This is a genomic window from Methanospirillum sp. (assembly GCF_028679455.1).
Classification (GTDB): Archaea; Halobacteriota; Methanomicrobia; order Methanomicrobiales; family Methanospirillaceae; genus Methanospirillum.
This window is the reverse complement of the sequence record NZ_JAJRBM010000267.1, coordinates 1-23,376: the sequence shown is the minus strand read 5'-3', so window position 1 is coordinate 23,376 and position 23,376 is coordinate 1. Positions and strand designations below refer to the sequence as shown.

27 protein-coding genes are annotated in these 23,376 nt (G+C 45.5%); 10 read left to right on the top strand and 17 right to left on the bottom strand.

Features of this window, described 5'->3' with window-relative positions; translation table 11 throughout:
* The 9 genes from LUQ50_RS09020 to LUQ50_RS08980 form a co-directional block, all read left to right on the top strand.
* On the top strand, positions 1–940 hold a 940-nt coding region (locus LUQ50_RS09020; protein ID WP_300039375.1), incomplete at its 5' end, for a DNA primase large subunit PriL.
* Between the two features lie 129 nt (positions 941–1,069).
* Positions 1,070–1,651 (top strand): thiamine-phosphate synthase family protein, encoded by a 582-nt coding sequence (locus LUQ50_RS09015; protein ID WP_300039374.1) that lies wholly within the window; start codon positions 1,070–1,072, stop codon positions 1,649–1,651.
* A gap of 3 nt (positions 1,652–1,654) precedes the next feature.
* Positions 1,655–1,846 carry a 30S ribosomal protein S17e gene (locus LUQ50_RS09010; RefSeq protein ID WP_300039373.1) on the top strand — a complete coding sequence of 64 codons (192 nt, stop codon included), beginning with the start codon at positions 1,655–1,657 and terminating at the stop codon, positions 1,844–1,846.
* A gap of 9 nt (positions 1,847–1,855) precedes the next feature.
* Complete coding sequence (gene dapA / locus LUQ50_RS09005) at positions 1,856–2,731, top strand: 4-hydroxy-tetrahydrodipicolinate synthase (protein WP_300039371.1); 876 nt, start codon at positions 1,856–1,858, stop codon at positions 2,729–2,731.
* The gene (dapB, locus tag LUQ50_RS09000; protein ID WP_300039369.1) at positions 2,724–3,485 is read left to right on the top strand and encodes a 4-hydroxy-tetrahydrodipicolinate reductase; all 762 of its coding nucleotides are present in this window, start codon (positions 2,724–2,726) and stop codon (positions 3,483–3,485) included. The genes dapA and dapB overlap by 8 nt, the downstream gene beginning before the upstream one ends.
* A 63-nt stretch (positions 3,486–3,548) precedes the next feature.
* A complete protein-coding gene (locus tag LUQ50_RS08995) occupies positions 3,549–3,722 on the top strand; it encodes a 4Fe-4S binding protein (RefSeq protein ID WP_300039367.1) in 174 nt (57 codons plus the stop codon).
* 40 nt (positions 3,723–3,762) lie between these two features.
* On the top strand, positions 3,763–4,779 hold the full coding sequence (gene asd / locus LUQ50_RS08990) for an aspartate-semialdehyde dehydrogenase (protein WP_300039364.1): 1,017 nt from the start codon (positions 3,763–3,765) through the stop codon (positions 4,777–4,779).
* Between the two features lie 24 nt (positions 4,780–4,803).
* On the top strand, positions 4,804–5,088 hold the full coding sequence (gene albA / locus LUQ50_RS08985; RefSeq protein ID WP_300039376.1) for a DNA-binding protein Alba: 285 nt from the start codon (positions 4,804–4,806) through the stop codon (positions 5,086–5,088).
* A 60-nt stretch (positions 5,089–5,148) separates the two neighbouring features.
* Positions 5,149–5,592, top strand: a complete 444-nt coding sequence (locus LUQ50_RS08980) for a hypothetical protein (protein WP_300039362.1) — start codon at positions 5,149–5,151, stop codon at positions 5,590–5,592.
* A gap of 102 nt (positions 5,593–5,694) precedes the next feature.
* On the opposite strand, the gene LUQ50_RS08975 is transcribed toward LUQ50_RS08980, so the two are convergent.
* Entirely contained in the window at positions 5,695–5,934 is a 240-nt protein-coding gene (locus LUQ50_RS08975; RefSeq protein WP_300039360.1) for a HypC/HybG/HupF family hydrogenase formation chaperone, read from the bottom strand.
* Between the two features lie 134 nt (positions 5,935–6,068).
* Entirely contained in the window at positions 6,069–7,112 is a 1,044-nt protein-coding gene (locus LUQ50_RS08970; RefSeq protein WP_300039358.1) for a sugar ABC transporter substrate-binding protein, read from the bottom strand.
* 381 nt (positions 7,113–7,493) lie between these two features.
* Here LUQ50_RS08970 and LUQ50_RS08965 point away from each other — a divergent pair, with 381 nt between their 5' ends.
* Positions 7,494–8,060, top strand: coding sequence for a hypothetical protein (locus tag LUQ50_RS08965; protein WP_300039356.1), 567 nt, complete (start codon positions 7,494–7,496; stop codon positions 8,058–8,060).
* A 23-nt stretch (positions 8,061–8,083) separates the two neighbouring features.
* Here LUQ50_RS08965 and LUQ50_RS08960 read toward each other — a convergent pair whose 3' ends face one another.
* The 15 genes from LUQ50_RS08960 to LUQ50_RS08890 all read right to left on the bottom strand — a co-directional run.
* Complete coding sequence (locus LUQ50_RS08960) at positions 8,084–9,289, bottom strand: M48 family metallopeptidase (RefSeq protein WP_300039354.1); 1,206 nt, start codon at positions 9,287–9,289, stop codon at positions 8,084–8,086.
* A gap of 9 nt (positions 9,290–9,298) precedes the next feature.
* On the bottom strand, positions 9,299–10,036 hold the full coding sequence (locus LUQ50_RS08955) for a class I SAM-dependent methyltransferase (RefSeq protein WP_300039353.1): 738 nt from the start codon (positions 10,034–10,036) through the stop codon (positions 9,299–9,301).
* Entirely contained in the window at positions 10,033–11,034 is a 1,002-nt protein-coding gene (locus tag LUQ50_RS08950) for an AAA family ATPase (protein WP_300039351.1), read from the bottom strand. The genes LUQ50_RS08955 and LUQ50_RS08950 overlap by 4 nt, the downstream gene beginning before the upstream one ends.
* Positions 11,018–11,749, bottom strand: coding sequence for a 4-phosphopantoate--beta-alanine ligase (locus LUQ50_RS08945; protein ID WP_300039349.1), 732 nt, complete (start codon positions 11,747–11,749; stop codon positions 11,018–11,020). Before LUQ50_RS08945 ends, LUQ50_RS08950 begins: the two co-directional genes overlap by 17 nt.
* Positions 11,746–12,609 (bottom strand): pantoate kinase, encoded by an 864-nt coding sequence (locus tag LUQ50_RS08940; RefSeq protein WP_300039348.1) that lies wholly within the window; start codon positions 12,607–12,609, stop codon positions 11,746–11,748. Before LUQ50_RS08940 ends, LUQ50_RS08945 begins: the two co-directional genes overlap by 4 nt.
* On the bottom strand, positions 12,606–13,784 hold the full coding sequence (coaBC, locus tag LUQ50_RS08935) for a bifunctional phosphopantothenoylcysteine decarboxylase/phosphopantothenate--cysteine ligase CoaBC (RefSeq protein WP_300039346.1): 1,179 nt from the start codon (positions 13,782–13,784) through the stop codon (positions 12,606–12,608). The genes LUQ50_RS08940 and coaBC overlap by 4 nt, the downstream gene beginning before the upstream one ends.
* On the bottom strand, positions 13,781–14,647 hold the full coding sequence (locus LUQ50_RS08930; RefSeq protein WP_300039344.1) for an SAM-dependent methyltransferase: 867 nt from the start codon (positions 14,645–14,647) through the stop codon (positions 13,781–13,783). The genes coaBC and LUQ50_RS08930 overlap by 4 nt, the downstream gene beginning before the upstream one ends.
* A gap of 5 nt (positions 14,648–14,652) precedes the next feature.
* Entirely contained in the window at positions 14,653–15,690 is a 1,038-nt protein-coding gene (locus tag LUQ50_RS08925; protein ID WP_300039342.1) for a 60S ribosomal export protein NMD3, read from the bottom strand.
* 7 nt (positions 15,691–15,697) lie between these two features.
* Positions 15,698–15,985, bottom strand: a complete 288-nt coding sequence (locus LUQ50_RS08920) for a DUF424 domain-containing protein (RefSeq protein ID WP_300039340.1) — start codon at positions 15,983–15,985, stop codon at positions 15,698–15,700.
* Between the two features lie 118 nt (positions 15,986–16,103).
* A complete protein-coding gene (locus tag LUQ50_RS08915; protein WP_300039339.1) occupies positions 16,104–16,931 on the bottom strand; it encodes a TatD family hydrolase in 828 nt (275 codons plus the stop codon).
* Positions 16,903–17,256 carry a dihydroneopterin aldolase family protein gene (locus LUQ50_RS08910; RefSeq protein ID WP_300039337.1) on the bottom strand — a complete coding sequence of 118 codons (354 nt, stop codon included), beginning with the start codon at positions 17,254–17,256 and terminating at the stop codon, positions 16,903–16,905. Before LUQ50_RS08910 ends, LUQ50_RS08915 begins: the two co-directional genes overlap by 29 nt.
* A 247-nt stretch (positions 17,257–17,503) precedes the next feature.
* On the bottom strand, positions 17,504–19,624 hold the full coding sequence (locus LUQ50_RS08905) for a minichromosome maintenance protein MCM (RefSeq protein WP_300039335.1): 2,121 nt from the start codon (positions 19,622–19,624) through the stop codon (positions 17,504–17,506).
* Positions 19,625–19,745: 121 nt separating this feature from the next.
* On the bottom strand, positions 19,746–21,053 hold the full coding sequence (locus tag LUQ50_RS08900; RefSeq protein ID WP_300039333.1) for a hybrid sensor histidine kinase/response regulator: 1,308 nt from the start codon (positions 21,051–21,053) through the stop codon (positions 19,746–19,748).
* An 11-nt stretch (positions 21,054–21,064) separates the two neighbouring features.
* A complete protein-coding gene (locus tag LUQ50_RS08895) occupies positions 21,065–22,369 on the bottom strand; it encodes a hybrid sensor histidine kinase/response regulator (RefSeq protein ID WP_300039332.1) in 1,305 nt (434 codons plus the stop codon).
* A gap of 12 nt (positions 22,370–22,381) precedes the next feature.
* Positions 22,382–23,376, bottom strand: a 995-nt coding sequence (locus LUQ50_RS08890) for a chemotaxis protein CheB (RefSeq protein WP_300039330.1), incomplete at its 5' end; no start/stop codon positions are given.

Here is a 23,376-nt window from a genome sequence, read left to right as displayed (position 1 = left end):
GGTCACCAGGTTGCTAATCTCCTGTTCAGGTGATCGAATGCTCATTGACCGGGTAAGCCGGTATCAATCCTGGAAAGTATACCGGTATCTTCAGGAAGAGGATCCAAAAAAGAAACTGGTGATTGCATCAAGTCTTGGTTTATCAGGAACTTCAACTGCGATTCCGGTAATTCAGTACGTGGAAATAGCAGCCCGCCTTACTGAAGAGCGATGGAGACTGGTCAACCGAGTTGTTGAACATGGGATTGTGAAAATTCATCAGGATGAGATCGATGAGATACTCAGGGAGCGACTCAGAGTAATAATGACTCATAATCTCCCGCTTAAAGTTCCTCCTTCTCTGTGCACCTCGCTGCAACCGGTACTGGATCGGATCAAAACCACGATTCAGGAGCGGATGCTTGAAGAATTTGGAAGTGTAGAAGAATCGGCATTTCCCCCCTGCATTCAGGCAATTATCACTGCACTGGTTCAGCGGACACATCTGACTCACATGGGCCGGTTTGCAGTGACTGCATTTTTGCATAATATCGGCATGGAAAATACCCGTATCATTGAGTTATACGGGCATGTCCCTGACTTTGATCTCTCAAAGACTATGTATCAGGTTGATCACATTTCAGGACAGGGTGGCAGTGGTACCGAATATACCTCTCCTCTCTGTTCAACCATGAAAACCCACGCACTCTGTGTGCATCCCGATACACTCTGCAGTAAAGTCACACATCCCCTGACGTATTATAAACAGAAGAAACGGATGGTCAGCACTCCCAGGAAGGAAAAAACAGGAGTATGTGCATCAGGTGGAGATATTTCGGATCAGATACCCTCCCCCACTGATAACCCCAATGAACAGGAACAACGCAACGAGGTACGACGTGCTGCCGGGAATGATCGTGGGGAGCACGATGAGAACCACCAGAAAGACAATCAGGCTTAAGACACCAACAACGGCATCAAGCATCCACCGTTTCATAATCTGACCATATTATCAGTTCGCAACCATAAGTATATGTCTGCTAGATTACGAAACTCTGAAGATTCAAGATCAAACTTTGTCAGAACCAGCATGAATGCATATGACCGTCTCATGAAACCAAGTGACCCTGACTTGCAGGATTTATCGCGTTCCCCCTGTGATATGATCATCCGCGAACTTGAAACGGCAGCTGGCCTTATGAGAAATCTGACCTATCCTCCATTAATCCCTGACGGAGGAATATCATTGGCATATGCCCGTCCTGGGGCCAGAACTCTTGGTGATGTAGGTGCGGTTGCAGAGGACCACATAATCTGCCCGGCAGATCTGCCGGTATGCAGGATGGTTCTGACTGCTCTTCGATTTGATCCCAAAATCCGATGTGCCCTTGTTTTGCGATATGATGCAAAGTTCATTGCTGCTGGTGATGGGATGCTGCTTGAGATCTGCTCATTTAACCGGGCACAGGAACCGCCGGGGGATACCACGCATGACTGGGGCATTGCATTCTGTTGCGAAAAAAGTGATGGTGTTCCGGATATTATCTATGATACCGGATGTGCGGGAAAAGAGCCATTGATCCGCCTGCTTGGGGAAAATCCTACCCAGGTATTAGCAAGTATTAATAGGATCTTAACGCGCATTATTGATACAAATTTCAATGAGGAATAATCAATGGGTGTCAAACCAAGTTATATTAAAAGCATCGGTACTGAACTTTTAGAAAACCACCGCGAAAAGTTCTCTGGCGACTTCGATGAGAACAAAAAAGCCGTAGGAGCATCAACCGACATTCCAAGTAAGAGTGTTCGGAACCGTGTTGCAGGGTATATCACAAGAAAGGTAAATACCGGAAGAGCAGCATAAATTACCCTCATGTTTGAGGGCGTTTTCCCTGCGCTCATTACTCCTTTTCTAAAGAACGCGGGGAAAGATCTTGATGTAGATGGACTGCGGTCCAACATTGCTTTTCTTGTAGACTCTGGAGTTCACGGATTAGTTCCTTGTGGATCAACCGGAGAGTCGGCAACATTAAGTTTTGCTGAACATGAAAAAGTGGTTGAAATCACCCTGGAAGAAGCCAAAGGAAAAGTTCCGGTTCTGGCAGGTACAGGTTCCAACAATACCACTGAAGCAATCAAGCTAACGAAGGCTGCCAAGAATGCAGGTGCAGACGGAGTGCTTGTTATCAGCCCGTACTATAATAAGCCCAACCGCTCCGGTCTCATCAAGCATTATCACGCCCTGGCAGATCTGGACATCCCGGTAATCATCTATAATGTTCCCGGTAGAACTGGCCAGAATCTGGCTCCTGACCTGATTAGCGAGCTCGCAAAGCATCCGGGTATTGCAGGAATCAAAGAAGCCAGTGGAGATATCAACCAGATATCATCAATTATCGAACTCACCAGAGACGAAGACTTCGCTGTAATTTCTGGTGATGATAATATGACCCTCCCCATTATGAGTCTGGGAGGGACCGGGGTAATTTCGGTTGCCGCAAACATCTTCCCGGTTCCCATGATTGCCATGTACAATGCGATGAAGAAAGGAGATTGGGAGACTGCCAGAGATATTCATTACCAGCTCTCACCTCTCTTCAAAGCAATGTTCATCGAATCAAACCCGATTCCTATCAAAAAGGCAGTTGAACTGAGAGGTATGGCAGCAGGTCCGGTCCGGCTCCCTCTGGATGAAGCCAGTGGATCAACCGTTCAAAAATTAAAGGAGGTTTTGGCTCGTTATGATTAAAGTTGCAATATGTGGTGCATTCGGGCGGATGGGAACGACCATTGCCGGTATCGTAAACAAAGATCCTGATATGCAGTTAGTAGGCGGAGTGGATGTACAGGAGGGTGAACTCTTTGGAGCACCGGTAGTTCCTGCTGAGAAATTCGCGAGCCTCCTTGCAGAAAAAAAACCAGACATTGTCATCGACTTTACGGTAGCTGCAGCGTCAGTTCAGAACATTCCGGTTGCTGCGGCAGCAGGGTGTTCAATTATTCTCGGAACCACCGGTTTGACCACAGAACAGCGTAAGGTTATTGATGATGCGATTGCAAAAGCAAAAGTTTCAGCCGTAATATCCAGTAATTACTCAATTGGAATGAATATTCTGTGGCTCCTGATTCGTGAAGCAGCTAAACGCCTGGGAGATTATGATATTGAGGTGACTGAAGCGCATCACCGATATAAAAAAGATGCACCTAGCGGGACCGCAAAAACCATTCTTGAGATATTACAACAGGAAGTCGGCCCCCGGGAAGAAGTATATGGCCGCGAAGGTATGAAGGAACGAGGAAATGAGATAGGTGTACATGTCATCAGAGGCGGAGACATTGTGGGAGATCATGAAGTCATGTTCGCCAGCAACTTTGAGACAGTAAGCCTTTCACACCGTGCCTATGACCGTGGTGTCTTTGCTGAAGGAGCTGTCCGGGCTACCAAGTGGGTAATCGGTAAGAAACCAGGAATATATGGAATGAAAGATGTCCTCGGACTTTAAAAGGTCAGAGAGCGTTTGAAAATTTTTTTATATCCGTAAACAAAGTCATTAAGAGAGAATTTCATGACTGCAAAAATTAACAAGGATATCTGTACCGGATGTGAAACCTGCGTAGATGAATGCCCGGCGGTCGCCATCACAATGAAAGATGACAAGGCCGAAGTTAATGATGAACTCTGCGTAGATTGTGGTTCCTGTGTGGATGTCTGTCCTTCAGAAGCCATAACGATGGATTAAGTCATCCATTTTTAATTACTATTCTCTCCAATGTATCGGTATGATCAAGGTAGGAGTCCTGGGTGCAACCGGAGCCGTAGGCCAGAGGTTTGTACAACTCCTTGCAGATCATCCGTATTTTGAACTATCAGTACTAACCGCATCCAAACGGAGTGCCGGTAAAAAATACCGTGATGCTGCTGCATGGCGTCTGGAAGTGCCGTTTCCCGATGATGTTGGTGACATTATCGTCTCTGACACCACTGTCGAGAGTTTAAAGCATGTAGATCTGGTATTCTCTGCACTTCCTGCTGATCTGGCAGGAGAGGTAGAGATGCAATGTGCAAAAGCAGGGATCGGGGTTTGCAGCAATGCAAGTACATACCGGATGGAACCAAATATTCCCTTGGTAGTTCCCGAAGTCAATGCTGATCATCTCGCGATGATAGATCTACAGCGGGATAGTGGCATTGATGGATTCATCGTTACGAATCCGAACTGCTCCACTATCATGCTGACCTGTTCACTCGCCCCGCTTCGTAAATTTTCATTCTCTGATATCAGGGTAGCAACGATGCAGGCAATATCCGGAGCAGGATTCGAAGGTATTCCAGGCATGGCAATCTTTGATAATGTAATTCCCCATATCGGAGGGGAAGAAGAAAAGATGGAACGGGAGACCCTGAAGATCATGGGAACTTTTGACGGATCAGAAGTTCAGAAAGCACCCTTCTCGGTTAGTGCCTGTTGCAACCGTGTTCCGGTCATCGATGGTCATTCAATGTCAATCTGGATTGATATCAAGGACCCGGTTGAAAAAGTTGAACAGGCATTCAGAACATGGAATTCGACACTTCCTGACCTGCCAACTCTCCCTAAAAAATCAGTCGACTTCATTGAGCTACCTGACCGGCCACAACCACGACTGGACCGAATGAAAGGCAAGGGTATGACCGTGTCAGTCGGAAGAGTCCGACCAGGTATCAGATACCAGGCGATGGGCCATAATACGATAAGAGGAGCGGCAGGTGCATCAATTCTGAATGCTGAAGTGATCTATGATCGGGATTATCTCTAATCCCATTATACCACAATGACATACGTGCAGGACGATAATACCATCTTCGTGGGAAATAAGCCGGTTATGAACTATGTTCTGGCTGTGGTTACTCAGTTTACCAGCGGTGCACAGGAAGTTTCAGTCAAAGCGAGAGGAAAAGCAATCTCCCGGGCAGTAGACACAACAGAAATTGCATTGAACAGATTTCTACAGAATGTGGAGAAAAAATCTGTCATGACCTCGACTGAACTGGTGGATACCGAAGATGGGAAGACAAATGTGTCAAGCATCGAGATAGTACTCAGTATAAGGCAGGATACTGCCTGAACTGTGGCCGGATTATATTTTCCCGAAGATTATTAAGCCATCGAACCGTACCATATGAGAATGATCAGGAACAGGTGGGCGTTCCTCCTTATTTTTTTCATTCTAACAGGAGCCTCGCATACGCTTGCTGATGAACCTGAAGCACATGGGTATATCAATATTCATAATGTCACCATATTACTCAAACCCGGATACGCTGATGTGCATGTTACTTATACCATAGATGAGGCATTCAGACTTCTTATCCTGATGTTTGGAGAAAACGACGTCAAAACCAAATTAATATCAACTCTCAACTTTTCGAATGCAACGTTGGAAAAGATGGATTTCGATTCTGCAGATTTGAAAGTATATGAAACAAAAACAGTATATGGGGATGGACTTTACTGGTTCCCGGCTCATGAATTTGGAACCACAATTCCAAACCTGACAATTATATCAAATCAGTCAACGCAGCATCTTCGTAATATTTCAAAGATCCCAAACGGTATCGTGTATTATTAATTTCAGGCTGAAATCAATAAAACGATAAAAGAAAAACTATTAGCCCGCTCCTTTTATTGCGGACACATTTGAAAATCATTCTCATTAAGAGTTTGATGATTATCAGGCAGGAAAGGGTTCTACATCCATCGATTCATAACACTGTCTGAAGAGTTCACGGGTCTCAAGTGCTTCATCCCGATTTATTTTCTGAATCGCAAATCCTACATGAACCAGAACATAATCACCGATGGTAACATCAACAAGATCAATGCGTATCTCCTGTTTCAGATTTCCAAAATCAACAAGAGCAATATTTCCTTCGCGAATTTCTATTATTTCAGCGGGTACGGCTATACACATGGATGAACCTCGGAACAAATGTCCGGATTAGAGAAAAATCCGGATGTGATATCAGAATTTTGCTGTATAATAATATATATCTGATTATCTTCCCCAATCAGGTTTCACAAAAACAAATATGCGGAGAAAATGAGTTACCTGATATCAGGTTCAGGTACTGATTCTACAGGTTCTGTCCAGGTTGACCCATTCAGATATGCATCTAGATTTTGTGAATCTACAACCGTTGATGGTGTTTCAAGATATCGGGGAACCTGCTCACCTTTCAGAACTTTCTCAGCCTGTTCAACAACGACAGTTCCCATCCTGTCCGGATATACTCCCAGAGTTGCAGTCATAGTACCATTCTTGATCATAGCGAGAGTCGGGGCATTACCATCAATTCCTACACAAAGGATGTCAGAGTTTACGTGTTTTCCCTGTTCCTGAACTGCCTCTGCTGCCCCGATAGCCATCTCATCACTATTGCCATAGAAGATATTGATAGCCGGATTATCCTTTAATGCCTGTACCGCGATCTGCTTTGCGGTCTTCCGATCCCATCCTGCGACTGCTTCATTGGTTATCGTTATTCCCGGACTTTGAGAGAGGCCGGTAACAAATCCATCTGTTCGGTGGTCAGCATGAAAGCCTGGGAGTCCACGAAGGATAAACGTCTTACCCTGCACGGTGTTTGATGCATCATTTTGCTTTTCAGCTAAAATTCGGGCAGTATATGATCCTAGTTCGGCTGCACCGGTGAACTGATTGTACCCGATATACTCAGCAATTGATTCATCATGAGCAGGCGTCAGGGTGTTATAGACCAGTACGGGAATACCTGCATTTGAAGCAGCCTGGATTTCCGGAGAAAGAACCGAAGTATTCAATGTGTTGAGACAGATTACGTCAACATGCTCATCGATAAATAATTGCATCGCCAGTTTCTGGGCAGTGATATTTTCTTCTGTATCAGGAGGACGGACCTCAATAGTCAGATTTTTATCCGCTGCTGCATTAATCATCCCCTTAATTAACTCCTTATGGAACGGACTGGTATTCCCTGAAGGAATTACTCCCAGAGTGAGATGAGTCTGATTATCAGATGATGAAGAATTTTCATCATCGGCTAAAACCGGAACTGATATCAGAATACACAAACAGGCCATGAGTACAGAAAAGAGATATTTCGATATCATGGATCAATATCTGGTTCAGATATCAAAAAACTGTATTCATTTGATACTGTTCATGAACTTAAAATAAAAAACAGGAAAATTATTTTTTCAACAACATATAAAATATCAGTCTCGGTCCATCAAAATATTTTTTTTGTACGAATAATATTCTCGACTTAAATGGTATTGAGAAGAAACCTCTTCAATTGCAATTAGCAAATATGATTGTGCAGATGAAGACAGGAAATTTTTACGAATACATGAATATTATAACTGAATCTCTACCCCTTCTTGTATCGAACATGATGTAATCTGAACTCCCTGTATTACAGGAATTTTCAGTTCTGAATATCTGAACTTTTTAGAATTATCCACCTCGAATTAACAGATGAACCTTCCCTGATGACAGAATTCAGAATCAGACTCAGGTTCAGGGAATCCAAACGCACATTTCTTACCATGAACACAAATACCCACAAGACACAGGTCAGAATCATGGCCTTCTGTATCGCACTCCTGATAGGAACCAGTACGGTTGCATCTGCAGGTACTACTTTTCCTGAAGAATGGTACCTCAATCTATCAGGAGATCATCAGACTACGATTACTCAGAGTGAGTACGAAATGGATGTTGATATCCAACAGCCATCGAATCATTTCGCTTCAGTTGTAGATCAGCAAGGTCAGGTCTGGGATGGCATGCCCCTCCGGTATCTGGTACATCAGGTTGAAGATACTTCTGTTCCAGACTATTCTGTAACTATTTCCAGTTCAGATGGAAGATCAATCACACTTCCCGGATCAGAGATTGAACAAAATAATGCATTTATCCTTGCGCATGCAAAAAACGGAGTTCCGATTCTTCAGACAGATCCCTCGTACCCGCTGGTTCTTGCCGGAAAAGATCTGACTGAAGATATGATGATTACCGGGGTTTCTGCCCTGACTTTGAATCTACAAAAAAACTGAATATACCCGAATTTTCTGATTTACTATAAGCAATACAGAACACCATCGCGTTTCAGGCGGTTTTTGAGTGCTAGATAATCAGGAAGCATCTGCCCAACCAGACCCCAGAATCTTGAAGAGTGATCCGGATGTTTTACATGACAGAGTTCATGAACAATCACATATTCAATCAGATCAAGGGGCGCCATGGCAAGCCTGATATTCAGGATAATCCCTTTTGGTGTACAGACACCCCATCGGGTCTTCTGCTCACCAAATTTGACTCCGGGAACATTGATTCCCAATGATGAGGACCACCGTGGGATCATCTCAGCGGAGATAGTCATCAGGGTATCAGTAAGAACTTTCTGATATCCCTGCTTCACCAATTCTCGGTTGGTAACAGGAGCAAGTCCTGAAGGCAGGGTAGTGATGATCTGATCATCCGTATGACGAACTTCAGGAATGTTGCTTCCGAAAATAACTGAAAGTCTCATCTCTCTCCCCAGAAGAGGGAGAGTATCCCCATCTCGATAACGCCGTACCGGTGGTAACGGTTTACGACTATCAGTAGTCATCTTAAGAATCCATGATGCTTTTTCAGTTACAAATCGTTGTATCAGAGTTGAACTGGTTCTGGGAGGAATGACCACTTCCACCGATTGATCTCCCAAAATTCTGATTATCAAACGTTTTGCCCGTGAACTGCGACGAATCTTATACGTGATCAGGTGTCCTGATATTTCGAGTGTCTCTGTCTTTTCTTCTTTGATACTGATGAGGTCTGGTCTTCCCAGTTTCTCTGCAATCCAATCCTGGTGTTTCTCCAGAAATGAAAGGATATCTGGATTTTGTAAATCTGAAGGTATCACCACGATGACAGGCATAAGAGGATTGACTTTCAGACTCATGTATTTTGCACGGTTACTTATCCGTACCCGGTACGGAACAGAAACCGAACCGAGAGAGAAAAACTTCTCCGTTTCTTCAGGTTGGGATGGAAAATTAGTAATTAATGGACGAATTAATTTTTTCTCATCACACAAGATCAGTTTCCTGATATCAGCTACGGACAGGGAAACCGGGGAAGTGATCAGGATGATACCGTCTTTGGTAATGTCAGTTTGGATGTGTAAGACTTCACGATCATAATGAACACGGTATGAACAGAGAGTGGTATCTATCATGATCTGATCCGAAAATCCGTCAGGAACAGGTGGAAGAGGAAAACCTGGTAGGGTAGTCTGCATAGATCTGATCTATTCTGGTTTCTGACCGCTGGCTATCAGATTATACGCAAGGTACGGAATTTTTTCTTCGATGAATGGTTCGACCCGCTTTGCAAGAGAAAAAATGGGATCTGCTAATGTAAAATGAGCAAAAGAACAACGGGAGATCGAGATATTCGTATAGCCCGCTGCAATAAATATCTCCTCCATCTCCTGGGCTGAATAGTAGTGTTCAGTAAACTTTCCTACCCCGACACGTCTGATTCGCATTTTTTCTCCAATAATAAAAAATGCAGGGAGACTTGAGGTAAATACATTTCGTCCCAGGGTGCATACTGCAATTCTACCACCTGGTTTCAGTACTCGAAGACAGTCCTTCAAGGTCTTTTCAGGTTTTGTCAGGTAGGAAAAGGCCAGGAGACTTGAGATAGAATCAAACGAATTATCACTAAACGGGAGGTACTCAGCATTGCCTACCAGAAAGTCTACTGAGGAAAAGAGATGAATTGCCCGTTTGATCATACCTGAACTAATATCAATACCGGTAACATGACCTCCGTATTTCAGATAACGTCTGATAAAAAGACCAGTACCACATCCGATATCAAGTAATTCACCACCGGTTTCAATCTGATCAAGGACTGCCTGTGCGATGTGATCATAATATTGTTTTCCCCGATCACGGTGATCATACCGCTGATCATATACATCAGCGATCTCATCATAATGGGACTGTACCTTTTGTTCACTAAGTATTGCAGATTTCACAAAAAGACCTCTCCGACAATTCTGGCCGCAAGAGCATTCATCTGGAGATATTCATTACCCGCATGGGTCATGATATAATCCGTATCTGCTATGCATGAAATGATATCTGGATGATAATATTCCCGACGAACAATCAGCAGAAGTTCATCCAACACTTCCCGGGCAGAAAGCCCATATTCAATCATTAATCCTTCAAGTCGACGTTGGGCAGTGATGATATCTTTTCCTTGCATCGCCATGAAAGCGGCTGCAGTAATTTTCCTCGTCTCTCCCTCATCAAAGGATGCGGGGGTTATTTCAGTACCGGTTTTCACCCGGACCTGTAGATACATGATTGCTTTGCGTAGATCTCCTCCAGCAGCAGCGACGAGGAGACTAATTTCATCGTTACTCATGAGATCAGGGGCTATCCCCATGGCCTCCAGTATTTCATGAAGTCTTGTGGAGATCTGTTCCCGGGTAAGGGGAGTGAAGAAGAGTGGCAGGCATCGGGAACTGATAGGAGGAATCATTGATGATGCCTGGGTTGTACAGAAGACAAATCTGCAGGTTGCACTGTACCGCTCCATGATACGACGGAGTGCATGCTGAACATCATGAGAGAGAGTATGGGCATCTTCAAACCAGAGAACCTTAAACTCGGCATTAATAGGACGTATTGATGCATATGTGTTGATGGCATGTTTCAGATTTGACAGAAATGATTCGTCTGATTTGTACAGATGCATGAACTTCTCATCATGCTCCAGATAGGATCTCCCCCGCTCCATCAGGTCAGAAGTCTGAAAAACTGTAACATTGTCCTGCCAGATATCACCATAGATTGCTTTCAGGGTTGCTTCTACTGCTGCACTTTTTCCGGAACCATGCGGACCTGAAACCAGCAGATGAGGAAGCATATGATCTTCGCTAAACTTTCGAAGGACGCTTATCACTCGCTCCTGCCCGATGATCTGATCCAGATCTGCAGGTCTGAACTTCTCAATCCAGAACATCATCCAGTCTTCTCCGAATAGTTTGAATCGCTTCACGAAGATATTGCGCTGCGTCTATTTCCTGCACCAGTCGATCTGCTTCTCCCTTGTCCAGACTTTCATAAGCAGCAGTTATCCCGGGGACTGCCCTTGTCACTTCATCGATAATAGGGAGTGTTGCAGTACGGGCAGTACGGGAGAGTGGATTGAGATCGATCGCAATCACGATCTTTCCCATGATAACCAGTGCTTCAGCACGGTCACCATCTTCAAGAGGAACAAGAATGACATCGGCAGCAGCCATTCCATCAGCGTGGCAAATCCCCCTGTCATGATCAAGCGGGATATGCCTGGCAACCGGACCTGCCAATACCTTACATCCGGCATCTTCCAGAATTCGGGTTATTGCAGTAATCCTGTCATCAGTACGATGAAACAGATTTACCTCAACAATAGCACCGGATACTTTCTGGAGCGATGCAATTGCACCTGCACAGAGCATGGCCGTATTCCCATTTACTGAGATGACCGGGTGACGGGCGGTTTTCAACAATGCTGCAGCTACCCGTTCTGCCCTGGCTGCACTCGTACTGGTCTCTTCTCCAAGCAGGTAATCAAACGCCTCACCCCTCCCGTGGGCAGTTAGTCCCTCTAGTGCCACGACTCCGGCTCTGGCTCCGGATGCCATACGTTCACGGGTTATGAGTGATCGATATCGCGGATGACTTTCAGGAATCATGGCAGGGTCTCCAGAATACGAGGCCCGGCCTTCGCAATATGAAGGGAATAAACTTCCCCGAAATTTATGAGGAGGTCCTTTGCGTTGTCACCGAGAGCAAAGACCCCATTTCCGAGCATCGTCATACTAGCGGGGATATGATTTGCATCACATGCGGTTAGGACTTTCCGTATGTCTGGTGAGATGAGACCCGAGTCTTCAGCGAAGTCTCTCGAATAAGTCATAAATTCATAAAGATCATGGGGTTCACCGGACGGAAACGCAGTTTCAATCTTTTCCATTATGGGGGGAGATGAAAGGACTGATGCTGTCTTCAACGGTCCCAGAGTTACTGCGAAAACGGGCTGATCATCGGTAGACCGGATAATATCTGCAGATGTTCCAGGTCCCCTCCGTATCACCCAGCCTCCACCCTGACATGCGGAAACATCTCCAAGACCGGTACGACATAAGACTTCAATTCGGTGAGCATGTGCAGCACATTCCGCCTGAGACAGACCCATAGCAAACAATTGATTTACTGCATGCACGGTACCCAGAAGGGCAGCGGCTGAAAGACCATATCCTGAAGACAATGGAAGAGTACATGATGTCTCTACTGCGACCTGAATCTGAAGATTGTCGAGAAAGAGCCGGATTACCGGAGAGTCAGTTGCAACCGTTAGTAAAGAACCTGATCGATCAGACTGAAAAACAGTAACTGATGTTTCCCGTGCAGGCCGCACCGTTACCGTGACTCCCGAATCAATTACAATACCCGCTCCTATACTTCCTGAATGTATGGGATTACTGGTAACTACCGGTCTGAAATATCCGGAGATATGTCCAGGACAAAATACGGTAACCTGTACGGGCATCATGAAGACTGAATACCACCAGGATTTGAGGAGTGCCCGGCATTGTTTCTCTGGATAATCCGATCTAACATCTGATGGGCAATGTCTTCTTTCGAACCAGACACCTGTAGAATCCCATCCTTATCAATGAATTGATATACCCCTTCCTCTGCCCCCATCGTATCAGGCTTATTTGCCGCCACCAGAGTTACGCCTCGTTTTAATAATGCAGAGGCTTCTTCTGTACTCTGAACACCGAGTTTAAAAGCTACCGTAAGAGTGGCCTTCCCTATTGCAAGATCTAGGATCTTGGGAAGCGGTTCAAGTTTGATAACCGGCCTTTGCCCGGATGGAATCTTACCATCATATCTTACTGGTGCATAGTCAGAGACTGCAGCTGCACTGATATAAAGATCAATGTGTTTGGATTCGAAAATCCGGGAAACCGCATGAAGCATCGATTCTGCAGAACTGGTCCTGACATTCGTAAAGCCGGGAAGATGATCCCGATGAACAATAGTCACCTCTGCCCCAAGCCGGAATGCAGCTTTTGCAAGTTCCTGCCCCATCCGCCCTGATGATCGGGTGGTCAGCACACGAACGTCGTCAACCGGTTCATCACACCTGCCACTGGTAACAAGGACATGCATTCCGCTTAACGGTTTTCCGTTTAGTTCCCGCTCACAGGCCAGAACAATCTCATCGATATCAGCAATTTTTGCTTTGCCTTCTTCTATCCTGGGCCCGATGATCGGAATACCCCATGATTTTAGACGCTCCAGATTACCGATTACTCCGGTATGACGAAACATCGCATGATGCATGGCAGGAACAATGATGATAGGCATCCGGCTTCCAAGTGCGGTTGTAGCACAGGTAGTGACCGGAGTATCATCGATACCACAGGCAATCTTTGAGATCGTATTTGCAGTACAGGGAGCGATGAGAAGAAGGTCCGCCTCACGTTCATCACCACAGTACTGTACATGCTCAACCAGCCCAGTTATTCGCGTGATTGTCTCCCTGCCGCAGGCATAGGTTAGTGCATCAGGATGGACAATTCGCATGGCTGCTTCGCTCATGACTGCCTGAACAATTGCACCCCGCCGTTTGAGTGCATGAGCAAGTTTTATCGTCTCTACTGCTGCAATACTGCCGGTTACTGCGAGAAGTATTGTTTTTTTCTGCAGCGTATTCATACGATCACCACGTCAGCAACCATGTGCCATAGCCTGGGCCCGACTTTCTTTACGTTCTTCACCGTGATCTCTGCCTGCAAACCTGCTGCCTTGATCTCTACTGCTATATCCCCTGAACGGTCACCAAGCATGTGCACATGAAGAACCGTACCCACGTGAATATGACAGAGGGCATGGGGAAGAAATGAGATCGCTTCAAAGTGACCCATGTGAATGCGGTCATAACACCCGGATAACAGATCCCTGCAATCCCCGTTCTCTGCAGAAACCAGGCCAATCAGATGATTAACCTCGATATTCTGGCAGAGATACCGAAATGAGATCGGGTTTATCTCTATGGCATGCACCTGTGCTCCTGCCCGTGCCATTCCGAGGGAAAAATATCCGATTCCGGCGAACATATCAGATACCAACTCACCGGATCTGATCAAACCTGCAATGCGTGATTTTTCTTCACGGTTTCCCTGAGAAAACATCACCTGCTCTACATTCAGATGATATGTTATTCCAGATTCACGGTGAGTTACTTCTCCACCACTACCACAGAGGAGGGTTACCTGCGGATTTCTGATAACTCCTTCATGTCCGGAGATCCAGTAGATTCCCCGGGGATGCTCCCGGTTGGATATCTCCAGTATCTCTTCCTGCGAGGGGAAGTGACCATGTACAATCACAACATCACCCAGTTTCTGGTACCCTCTACCGGAACGTCGCCGGGTTGGCAGGAGATGAGTTGAGGGATAGCCATCCCGTACCGGAACATAGGCTCCTTCTGATGTTACAAAGGGTTTTCGGGTCTTATCCACCCATGATTCCAAAAGTGTACGGGAAATTTCAGTCACCGGTACCAGACGGGATCGCATGTATTCTACACCACAATCGTACGATCATTATCACGAAGGATCTTAATCGTGTCACCGACTTCAGGGTTGCGCCAGGAAACCCTGTTGATCTCCTCGGTCTTTCCGGTTTCAGGATCAAGGATCCCAATGATTCCGGCGTCCCTATAGATAACCGAGTAGACTACAGATTCACGGACATTGGCAATGAACCGCGACGGTGTAGATTCAGGGACCGTCCGGGGAATCCCGGTCTTCAGGTCCAGGTACGTAACGGTTCGTCCTTCCCGATGCAGAATTTCACCATATGTGTTACGAATGGAGATGACATCGCCCCGGTGTAGACGGGGAAGCCGGACAGCATAGGTTATCCGATATAGTTTCTGTCCGTTCTTCTCCCCGATCAGAGTAGGGTGCAGGGTAAACCTTCCTCCCAGTCGCCGGGTTATCTCCCGTGAGATCTGTTCGCCAATTGCCTGAGAACCGACGACGATATCCAACCCTTCCCGACCTTCATCAAAGCGGGTTATAAACGAGAGACGCTCACCTTCATTCTGCATCTCTGTCTCAACCTGGACTGCTATCCGCTGCGCTTCTTCCTGTTCTTCTATTGTCGCCTTCCGGTCCTCAGCCCTGATCTGAACAATCCCCTCATAGTAGTTCCCATGCTGACGGTTGCATCGATCACAGGACTCATTCTGCCATACTACTTCAAGTGAGCAGTATCCATCCAGTTGTTCACCATATAGGGTACCGGCAATATCGAGATCAGCGTATGTACGGTTTAGACTGAGATGGTCAAGTTTAACAGAAATCCTTGGCATCTTCACATCCTGATGAAGTTTTACCGCGGAGATAGCTGCATCCTCTTCAAGGTCTTCCCGTTCCCGGGCACAATCTCCCCAACCAGCTGAAGTTTTCAGGGAACCGCATCCACCACAACGGGTAATGAACACCCGTGGTTCACATACAAACCAGGGAACTTCTCCAACCAGACATTTACCGCAAAGGTTACCATCTTTTGATGGTCCTCCACATTTAGGACATATTGCTTCGTGTAAATCCATGATATTCTTACAATATTACTGCGTGAGGAACTCCTGCAATCATTCGGCACGCTTCTTTATCCACATATCCCTGTTGTATTGCAAGGCTGACACACCGCTCACCAAACATATTGATATTCCTGCAATCGCTAAGTGCAGCAAGAACCTCTTCCTGAGTTGCTACCGTTTCCCCAAAAAATGTGGGACTGATTACTACATTCAGGTCTCCTTCAGTCAGAGTAGTGCCGAGTAATTCACGGTCGCAGATACCCACAACCTCTTGAGATCCGGCTGACCGGTGAATCCTGAGATACATTACTCATAGTATGGGACGCCTTACGACGTAAAATAATTCCACACACAAAAATCATGTTATCGGATAAACCAGATTCGAGTGTGGATATGAATAAGAGAAATCCGATCAGGAAAAAATGCTATAACCGGATCTCAATCCCGTATACCCGTTCTGGTGTTTCCTGATGAATCCGGTAGATATCATCAGGAGTTATCTGGCCGGCCTGAAGAAGACTGGTAGTATTTCGGGGAACTGATCGTGGACCCATCACTGCTCCGGGACGGGAGTTCTCATCCATATAATCACTCTCCATCGTAAATGACCGGTGTGACCTGCAAAGTTCAGTGATTCCCTCATGCTTCGCTACCAGGGATGGCATGAGCGGAGTTTCAGGAGAACCAAAATGTTTGATCACCCGGGAGGGATCCATACCGGCTGACCAGGCCATATCTACCACATCATCACAGGGACCAGTCTCGGCATGGATCTGTACAGCACAGCCAAGTTCTCCCCCCAGTGTTAAGGCATGAGTAAGGATCTCATTTGAGGCCATTAGAATTTCTGGTGATACCTCATAATGAGGCCTCCCACTTTTCAAACCGATTGCCCTGCCATCGCGAACATAGGAAGCAGCACAGGTCAGACCATCCTTCATCACAATTACTGCTTCATCAAGAGTAAGACGGGGAGTAAGTACAGTTATTTCAGCAGGATGTACCCCCAGAATCGGGAAGACTACAATACCCTCCTCTTCGATCTGTTTGGCTATTGCCAGAGTTTCATCAAATACGGCATTAAAGTCAGACCCAGATGAAGGAGTAACATTGAGTGACCATGATGGTTTGGTAACCAGGCAGATGTGAGTACCACCTGATCGTTTGAAATCTTTTATCGCTTCAAGACCTCTGCCATTTCTGGGATCAATGTGAATGTGATCATCAAGGACGGGATACTTCGGACTCTTCATCGATCCACTCGATACGCATCATCGGATATTCGCCTTCACGTGAGAGAGAAGCATGACAGGCTGCCTGGTTTACCCGGACCGTCATCTCCACATTCAACATAAGTCCGGCCAGTTCACAATACCCAAATGAGTTTGGAATCATAGCATCTCTATCCAGACCTACGCTAATCTCAGTAACATACGGCTGCTGAATATGTGCGTTTTCAATTGCCCGTTCAAGCGATCCGGCTGATTCCCGGGAAACCGGTGTTCCTACCCATTGATGATAGAGGGCACCCAGTTTGATGCCAGCTTCAAATGCTGCCCGTTCGCGATCAGATATCATAGGACCTCATGAATACCTGGGTATTGCTTTTCTGAAAAACACATTTCATCAGATTTACTCCATCAGGGGTCACCCGGATACCTGTACAGAAGTACCGGTATTGAACCGGTAGTGATCAGAGATCTGATCACCACACCATAGAGGGATCGACTCAGCAACCCGGATTGATGATATGATTAGTTCGCTCCGATATATAACAAAGGATGAAGTTCTCTTATGGAACTTATATACGAGAAGTAAGGAGGAATCAGATTAATTTAATTACACCGTGCTTCGGTTCCATCGCTTCTCCTGATCTGAGCATGGCACGAATCTGTTTGTCAACCTCATCCTTCTCAAAACCCTGGGTCCGTACCCGTTCAATCACATCCTCAATATGAGCACGCCCGTTATCATCTGCTGTATCCCTGATAACCTGCTTTATCGTTCGGATCAGATCACGCTTTCCCTTGGATACGCCTGTAGTGACCTTATCAATATCAAAAGTTCCACTTGAAGGATCATATGCAACCTGGCGCAGACAGGTATCAATAATCCGGATTGTTCGATCAGAATCAGCCTTCTCAATGAGCGGTGAAAGTCTGATCTTGGCACTGGATTCAGCCAGTCTGATGATTGCTTCGAGTTGTCTGGCAGTAACCGGAACTGGTTTATTCGCATCAGCAAGATCACGGAGTTTCATATAATACTCAATTAAAGCCTCACGAGCTTCGGTGCCAAGCCTGGGGAAACAATTTCGTTTAGCATATGCCACATATTTTCGAAACAACGTCGGATCAATCTCAGGAGTGACCGGCTTTAATTGTTCAGCGATATATTCATCAGTTACTCCGTCTATCGGGGTCCGACTATGTTGGGCGATCAATTCTCCCACGCTGTGGGCTTTGATCATATGCTCAGCTATCGCGAGATCGCGTTCATGTTCTGGTTTGTCTGCCAGGATAAATATCAGATCAAACCGGGAGAGCAGGGACGGAGGCATATTTATCTGCTCTCCTATCGGTGCAAAGTCATCAAACCTGCCGTACTTCGGATTAGCTGCTCCAAGCAGGGCGCATCGTGACTTCAGGGTAGCGGTAATTCCTGCTTTTGCAATCGAGATGGACTGCTGTTCCATCGCTTCATGCAAGGCAGAGCGATCATTCTTATCCATCTTATCCATCTCATCCACACAGGCAACACCCATATCAGCAAGGACCAGAGCTCCCGCTTCCAGAGTCCATCTGCCATCACCAAACTCATCTTTAACCGCTGTTGCAGTCAGACCCGCAGCAGTAGATGACTGGCCTGAAGTATAGATAGCACGGGGAGAAAGTTTAACGACATATCTCAGCATCTGCGACTTGGCGATACCCGGGTCACCAATGAGCAGTACATGGATATCTCCCCTGAGCCGGGATCCGTCAGGCATCTCCTTGGCAATCCCGCCGAAAAGTTGCAGGGCTATTGCCTCTTTCACATCATCAACCCCGAAGATAGTTGGAGCGATAGAATGTGAGATTTTTCGGTAGATCATCGGATCCTGCGAGAGCGAAATGATCTGTTTCTCATCCTCCTCGCTGATGTTGACCTCTTCAAACTCCTTTTCTGCAACTTCTATCGAATTGCACTCGATATAGATATCAAAAATGGTGGATTTTGTACCGTATGAGTTACGCTGAATTGATCGGAGTATCCCATTGATGACGATTCGATCACCTGCAGTAACAATCCCGGTGATATCATCAATAGCATCAACATCAATGGTCTGGGGCTGCTCACCACCCCTGAGCCCTTCAGGTGACTCCTGAATTCTAAGTTTTTGTGAATCCACAAACCTGGAAAAACGGGGGATGAGTTCAAGTTTTTTTTGCGTACAACCGTCTGCAGTACAACCTTCAGGCTCAATAAACGGGCCGTAACCTTGGGCTTTTACCGTACGATGCCCGGACGGGCACCGGAATACGGCAAGCGTAATCCGGGGGCGTACTTCTGTAGTTTTTCGCAGAATACCTTCAACAGAGATCATTCGTCCGATATGATCTGAACGTATCTCTCGTATTGCAATCTTACGGGGGAGAGAGAGGAACCTAATATTGATATCTGGTTGTTCCTTCTCTTTTTTTACCTTGATCAGCCGGTGATTTTTTATTGCATCTCTGATATCCCCGATCACTTTACCGGGATTATCCAGAAGTTCATCTGCCATCTGGGTTCCCGTTTTTCCAAAACTCTCGATGTCGTGATAATTTATATAGAGAGAACGACGGAACGGATACTCACGTGATATCTCCTCCAGTTCTTTTTTACACCGGGTCTTTAAAAACCGGTGCCAGTCGGCATCACGATCAGTGATCTCAATCTCATCGCTGTCAATTGCGGAGGTCATGATAGATAGTAATCAGTATTTATCAGTCGCCTGAACAGAAAAGAATCTTCATTATCAAAAGGTATCTGATATAAAAATAGAAATCCGGGAATCATATGAAAGATATCCAGCTATCGACAATTCAGACAGGAACTTCTCGATAACTTCCTGAAGGAATCATCAGTTCAAAGCATACCCCTTCTCCTGCTTTACCAGTTTCCCGTATGGAAATATTAGTTATCGAGAGAATTTCACGAACCAGGAAAAGGCCGAGACCGGTATTCTTACCATACCCCCGCAGAAAAATCTGCTCTTTATCATCGTCTTCGATTCCAGAGCCATCATCCATGACACAAACACAGAGCGAAGATCCTGATAACTCTGCAGAAAGTGAGATCCGGGTCACTGAACCTCCATGTCTGACAGAATTTTCAAAGAGATTATAGAATACTTTCTCAATCAATGGATCAGCAAAGATCTCATACTTTGCAATATCAGAACTCATGATGAGTTCGATCGATGAGGAATGAGGAAAAACGGTGGTTTTTACAATTGAAAGTGGCTTCCAGACTGCACCAAAGGTACCGAGTTCATCATACAGACGGGTAAATTCAATCTGATTGGTGAGTTTGATGAAAAGATCTGATTCTTTAGTAAGGTATTCATGAAATGAGGTATCGGGATTATTCATGAGTGCGAGATCATGATATCCACGCATAGCCATGAGTATATTCTTCATATCATGACGGGTTATCGAAGAGAGAAGGTTCAATTTTGAGTTTGCCTGAGAGAGAGCAGCTTCTACCCGTTTACGCTCAATAATCTCCTTTGTCAGTTTATCATTTGAAATTTGCAGTACTTCATTCGTGTCACGTAACTGTTCATTCAATGCTGCAAGACTATCCTTCGTCTCTGCCAGTTCGTTATTCTTCTGAATGGCTATCTCATAGGTAGAGAGTAATATGTTGAGAATTTGGAGACGATTTGAAGTGATGTAATGACGTTTTCCTGAAAAATAAACCTCAATTCCAAGATTCATCGTATCGTTCTGTTGCAGAAACCGGTTTGCAATAATAACATCAATTCGTGAAAGCAGGTACTGATTGTCATACGGTTTAATAATAAAATTATCAGCCCCGCATTCAAGCCCTTCAATAACATCTTGAGGATCATAGAGCTGAGTAACCAGAATTACCGGAATCAATGCAGTATTAGGATCATTTTTAACCACACGACAGAGTTCATAACCGTTCATGCCTGGCATCACGATATCGGTGAGGATTAGCGTTGGTCGGTGATCATGCAGAAGGGCCACCGCTTCTTCACCGGTATTTGCAACAAGAACCTGATAACCTGCTGATTCAATGAGGTGCTGAAGAATGGTAGCCTGGGTTTTACTATCTTCAACAATAAGAACCAGAATGTCAGGATTAGTATAAGATTCAGGCATGATTTCACTGATTATGAGGATCCATCTTTGGGCAGTCTGACTTCAAATGTTGTTCCCATACCCTTACCCTGACTTGATACGCTGATAGACCCACCATAAAAAGTTACAATCCGTTGTACAATCGAAAGTCCGAGGCCATGAGATGAATGATCATGCCTGGAGGGATCCGCTTTATAAAATTCTTCAAAAACTCTGTTTGCTTCATCATGAGAGAGTCCGATACCGGTGTCTGAAACCGTTACCGACCAGAACTCACCCTCATCAAAAACCCTGCAGGTTATTGCCCCTCCCCTGATATTATATTTAATTGCATTCGAGATCAGATTATCAAAGATTGTGGTGATATGGAAGGGAGAAATGTGGGCTGTGCAATCAGTAGGAATATAATTATGTACAAGAAGATTCAGTTGCTTAATCGAGAATGCATATCCCTCAATCACTTCACGAAACACCCGGTTGAGTGAAAGATTTCCGGCAGCCATTGAGAATGACTCCTGATTAAGATGTGAAAGTTTGAGAATCTGCTCAACAAGTCCTTTCAATACCTGAACATCATTCACCAGAACGTCAAGTATCTCTTTTAATTCAGAGTCCTGTTCATGCTCCTGCACATGGGGAAGAAGCGCTACCAGGGGAGTTAAGGGTGTTTTCAGATCATGACCAATCTTGGTGATCAGTTCATTTTTTTGCATCAGCAGGTGCTCAACGGTTTCGGTTGTCCGTTGCAGGGCTACCGTCCGATCAACAACCAATTCTTCAAGGCTCCCGGTCAGTACATTGAGCCGTTCTGTTGCCTGCTCGAGTTCAATATTTTTGGATACTGCAGTGCCATATATGGAAAGAAGAATATTCAGAATATCATCCCGATCAGAACGGATCTGATACATATTTCCTTTATAGTTAATTCCGATGACATTATCCTCCCCCATGGGAACATTTCTTGGATGAAGTACTGATTCAATTCCCGTAAGAAGCCCGGTGGAATCAAAAGGTTTGATGATAAAATTATTTGCTCCACAACTGATTCCCCGGATCACATCTTCAGGATCATAGAGTTGAGTCACCAGAATTACGGGAAGATGTGCAATTGCAGGATCAGACCTTATTTTCGAGCACAGTTCATATCCATCCATACCGGGCATAACAATATCAGTCAGGAGCAGATCCGGGAATCGTTGTCTAATAGCAAGGAGCGCTTCTGATCCGGTACCCACTACCGTCGTATCAAATCCGGCATCGGTAAGAATATACCTCATCATATCAGCCTGAGTTCTACTGTCCTCTGCAATCAGTATATAATTCCTGGGTTCTTGCATCGTTATCCCCGATTACCTGGCAATGAATTTCAACTCCTGAGCTATCTCTTCAGGAGAGAGTATCATCGAGGCTGCTCCGATACGCAGAGCTTCACCTGGCATTCCATACACAACTGAACTGGTTTTGTCCTGTATAATAGTTACCGAACCCTTCTTTCGCATCTGTAACAGCTCATGAGATCCATCTGTCCCCATACCGGTTAGAAGAATACCCACTGCATTCTTTCCAAGCGTCTCTGCTACTGACCTGAACAGATAGGAGACCGAAGGTCGAAGATTATGTTCACAGGGAGCATCTGAAAGAACTATTCGAAGATCACTGGTTACCCCTGCCTGTACCTCATCAGGAACAACATACAGAGAACCAGGTAAAAGGAGTTCGTCGTTGTGAGGGACAGTTACCCTGAAACCGGTTGATTCAGATAACCACTCTGCAAATCCCAGGATAAATCCGGGAGACATATGCTGAACCAGCACCAGTGGAATAGAGAATTGAGAATTCAGATTACGCAATATTGTCTGAATAACCGGAGGGCCGCCGGTTGATGCACCAATTACAATCAGACGAGGTTCCACCCCATTCAGGTTGGGGACCGGTTCATGAGTAACCTTCACGCTATGATGGGTTTTGGTTCTTCTGATGACACGAATCTCAACATAAGTACGGATTGCATTAAGGATGTCTTTGGATTTATTTAGAAAATCCGGGCTGGTAGGATGAGGAGGTTTAGGGAGTATCGTAAGTGCACCAGCTTCCATGACTCTGAATGATGCTGCAATTTCAGCCAGATTATCAACTCCGCTGATGATGATGATCGGGATCGGTGACTCCTCCATGATCTGCCTGGCTGCCTCGAATCCATCCATACCGGGCATATTAATGTCCATGGTGATAATGTCCGGTGCAAGGAGTCTTGCCAGTCTTACCGCTTCAACACCATTTGAAGCGGTACCAATTACTGTTATATCAGATTCGGACTCCAGGATACCAGACAGGAGGTCGCGTG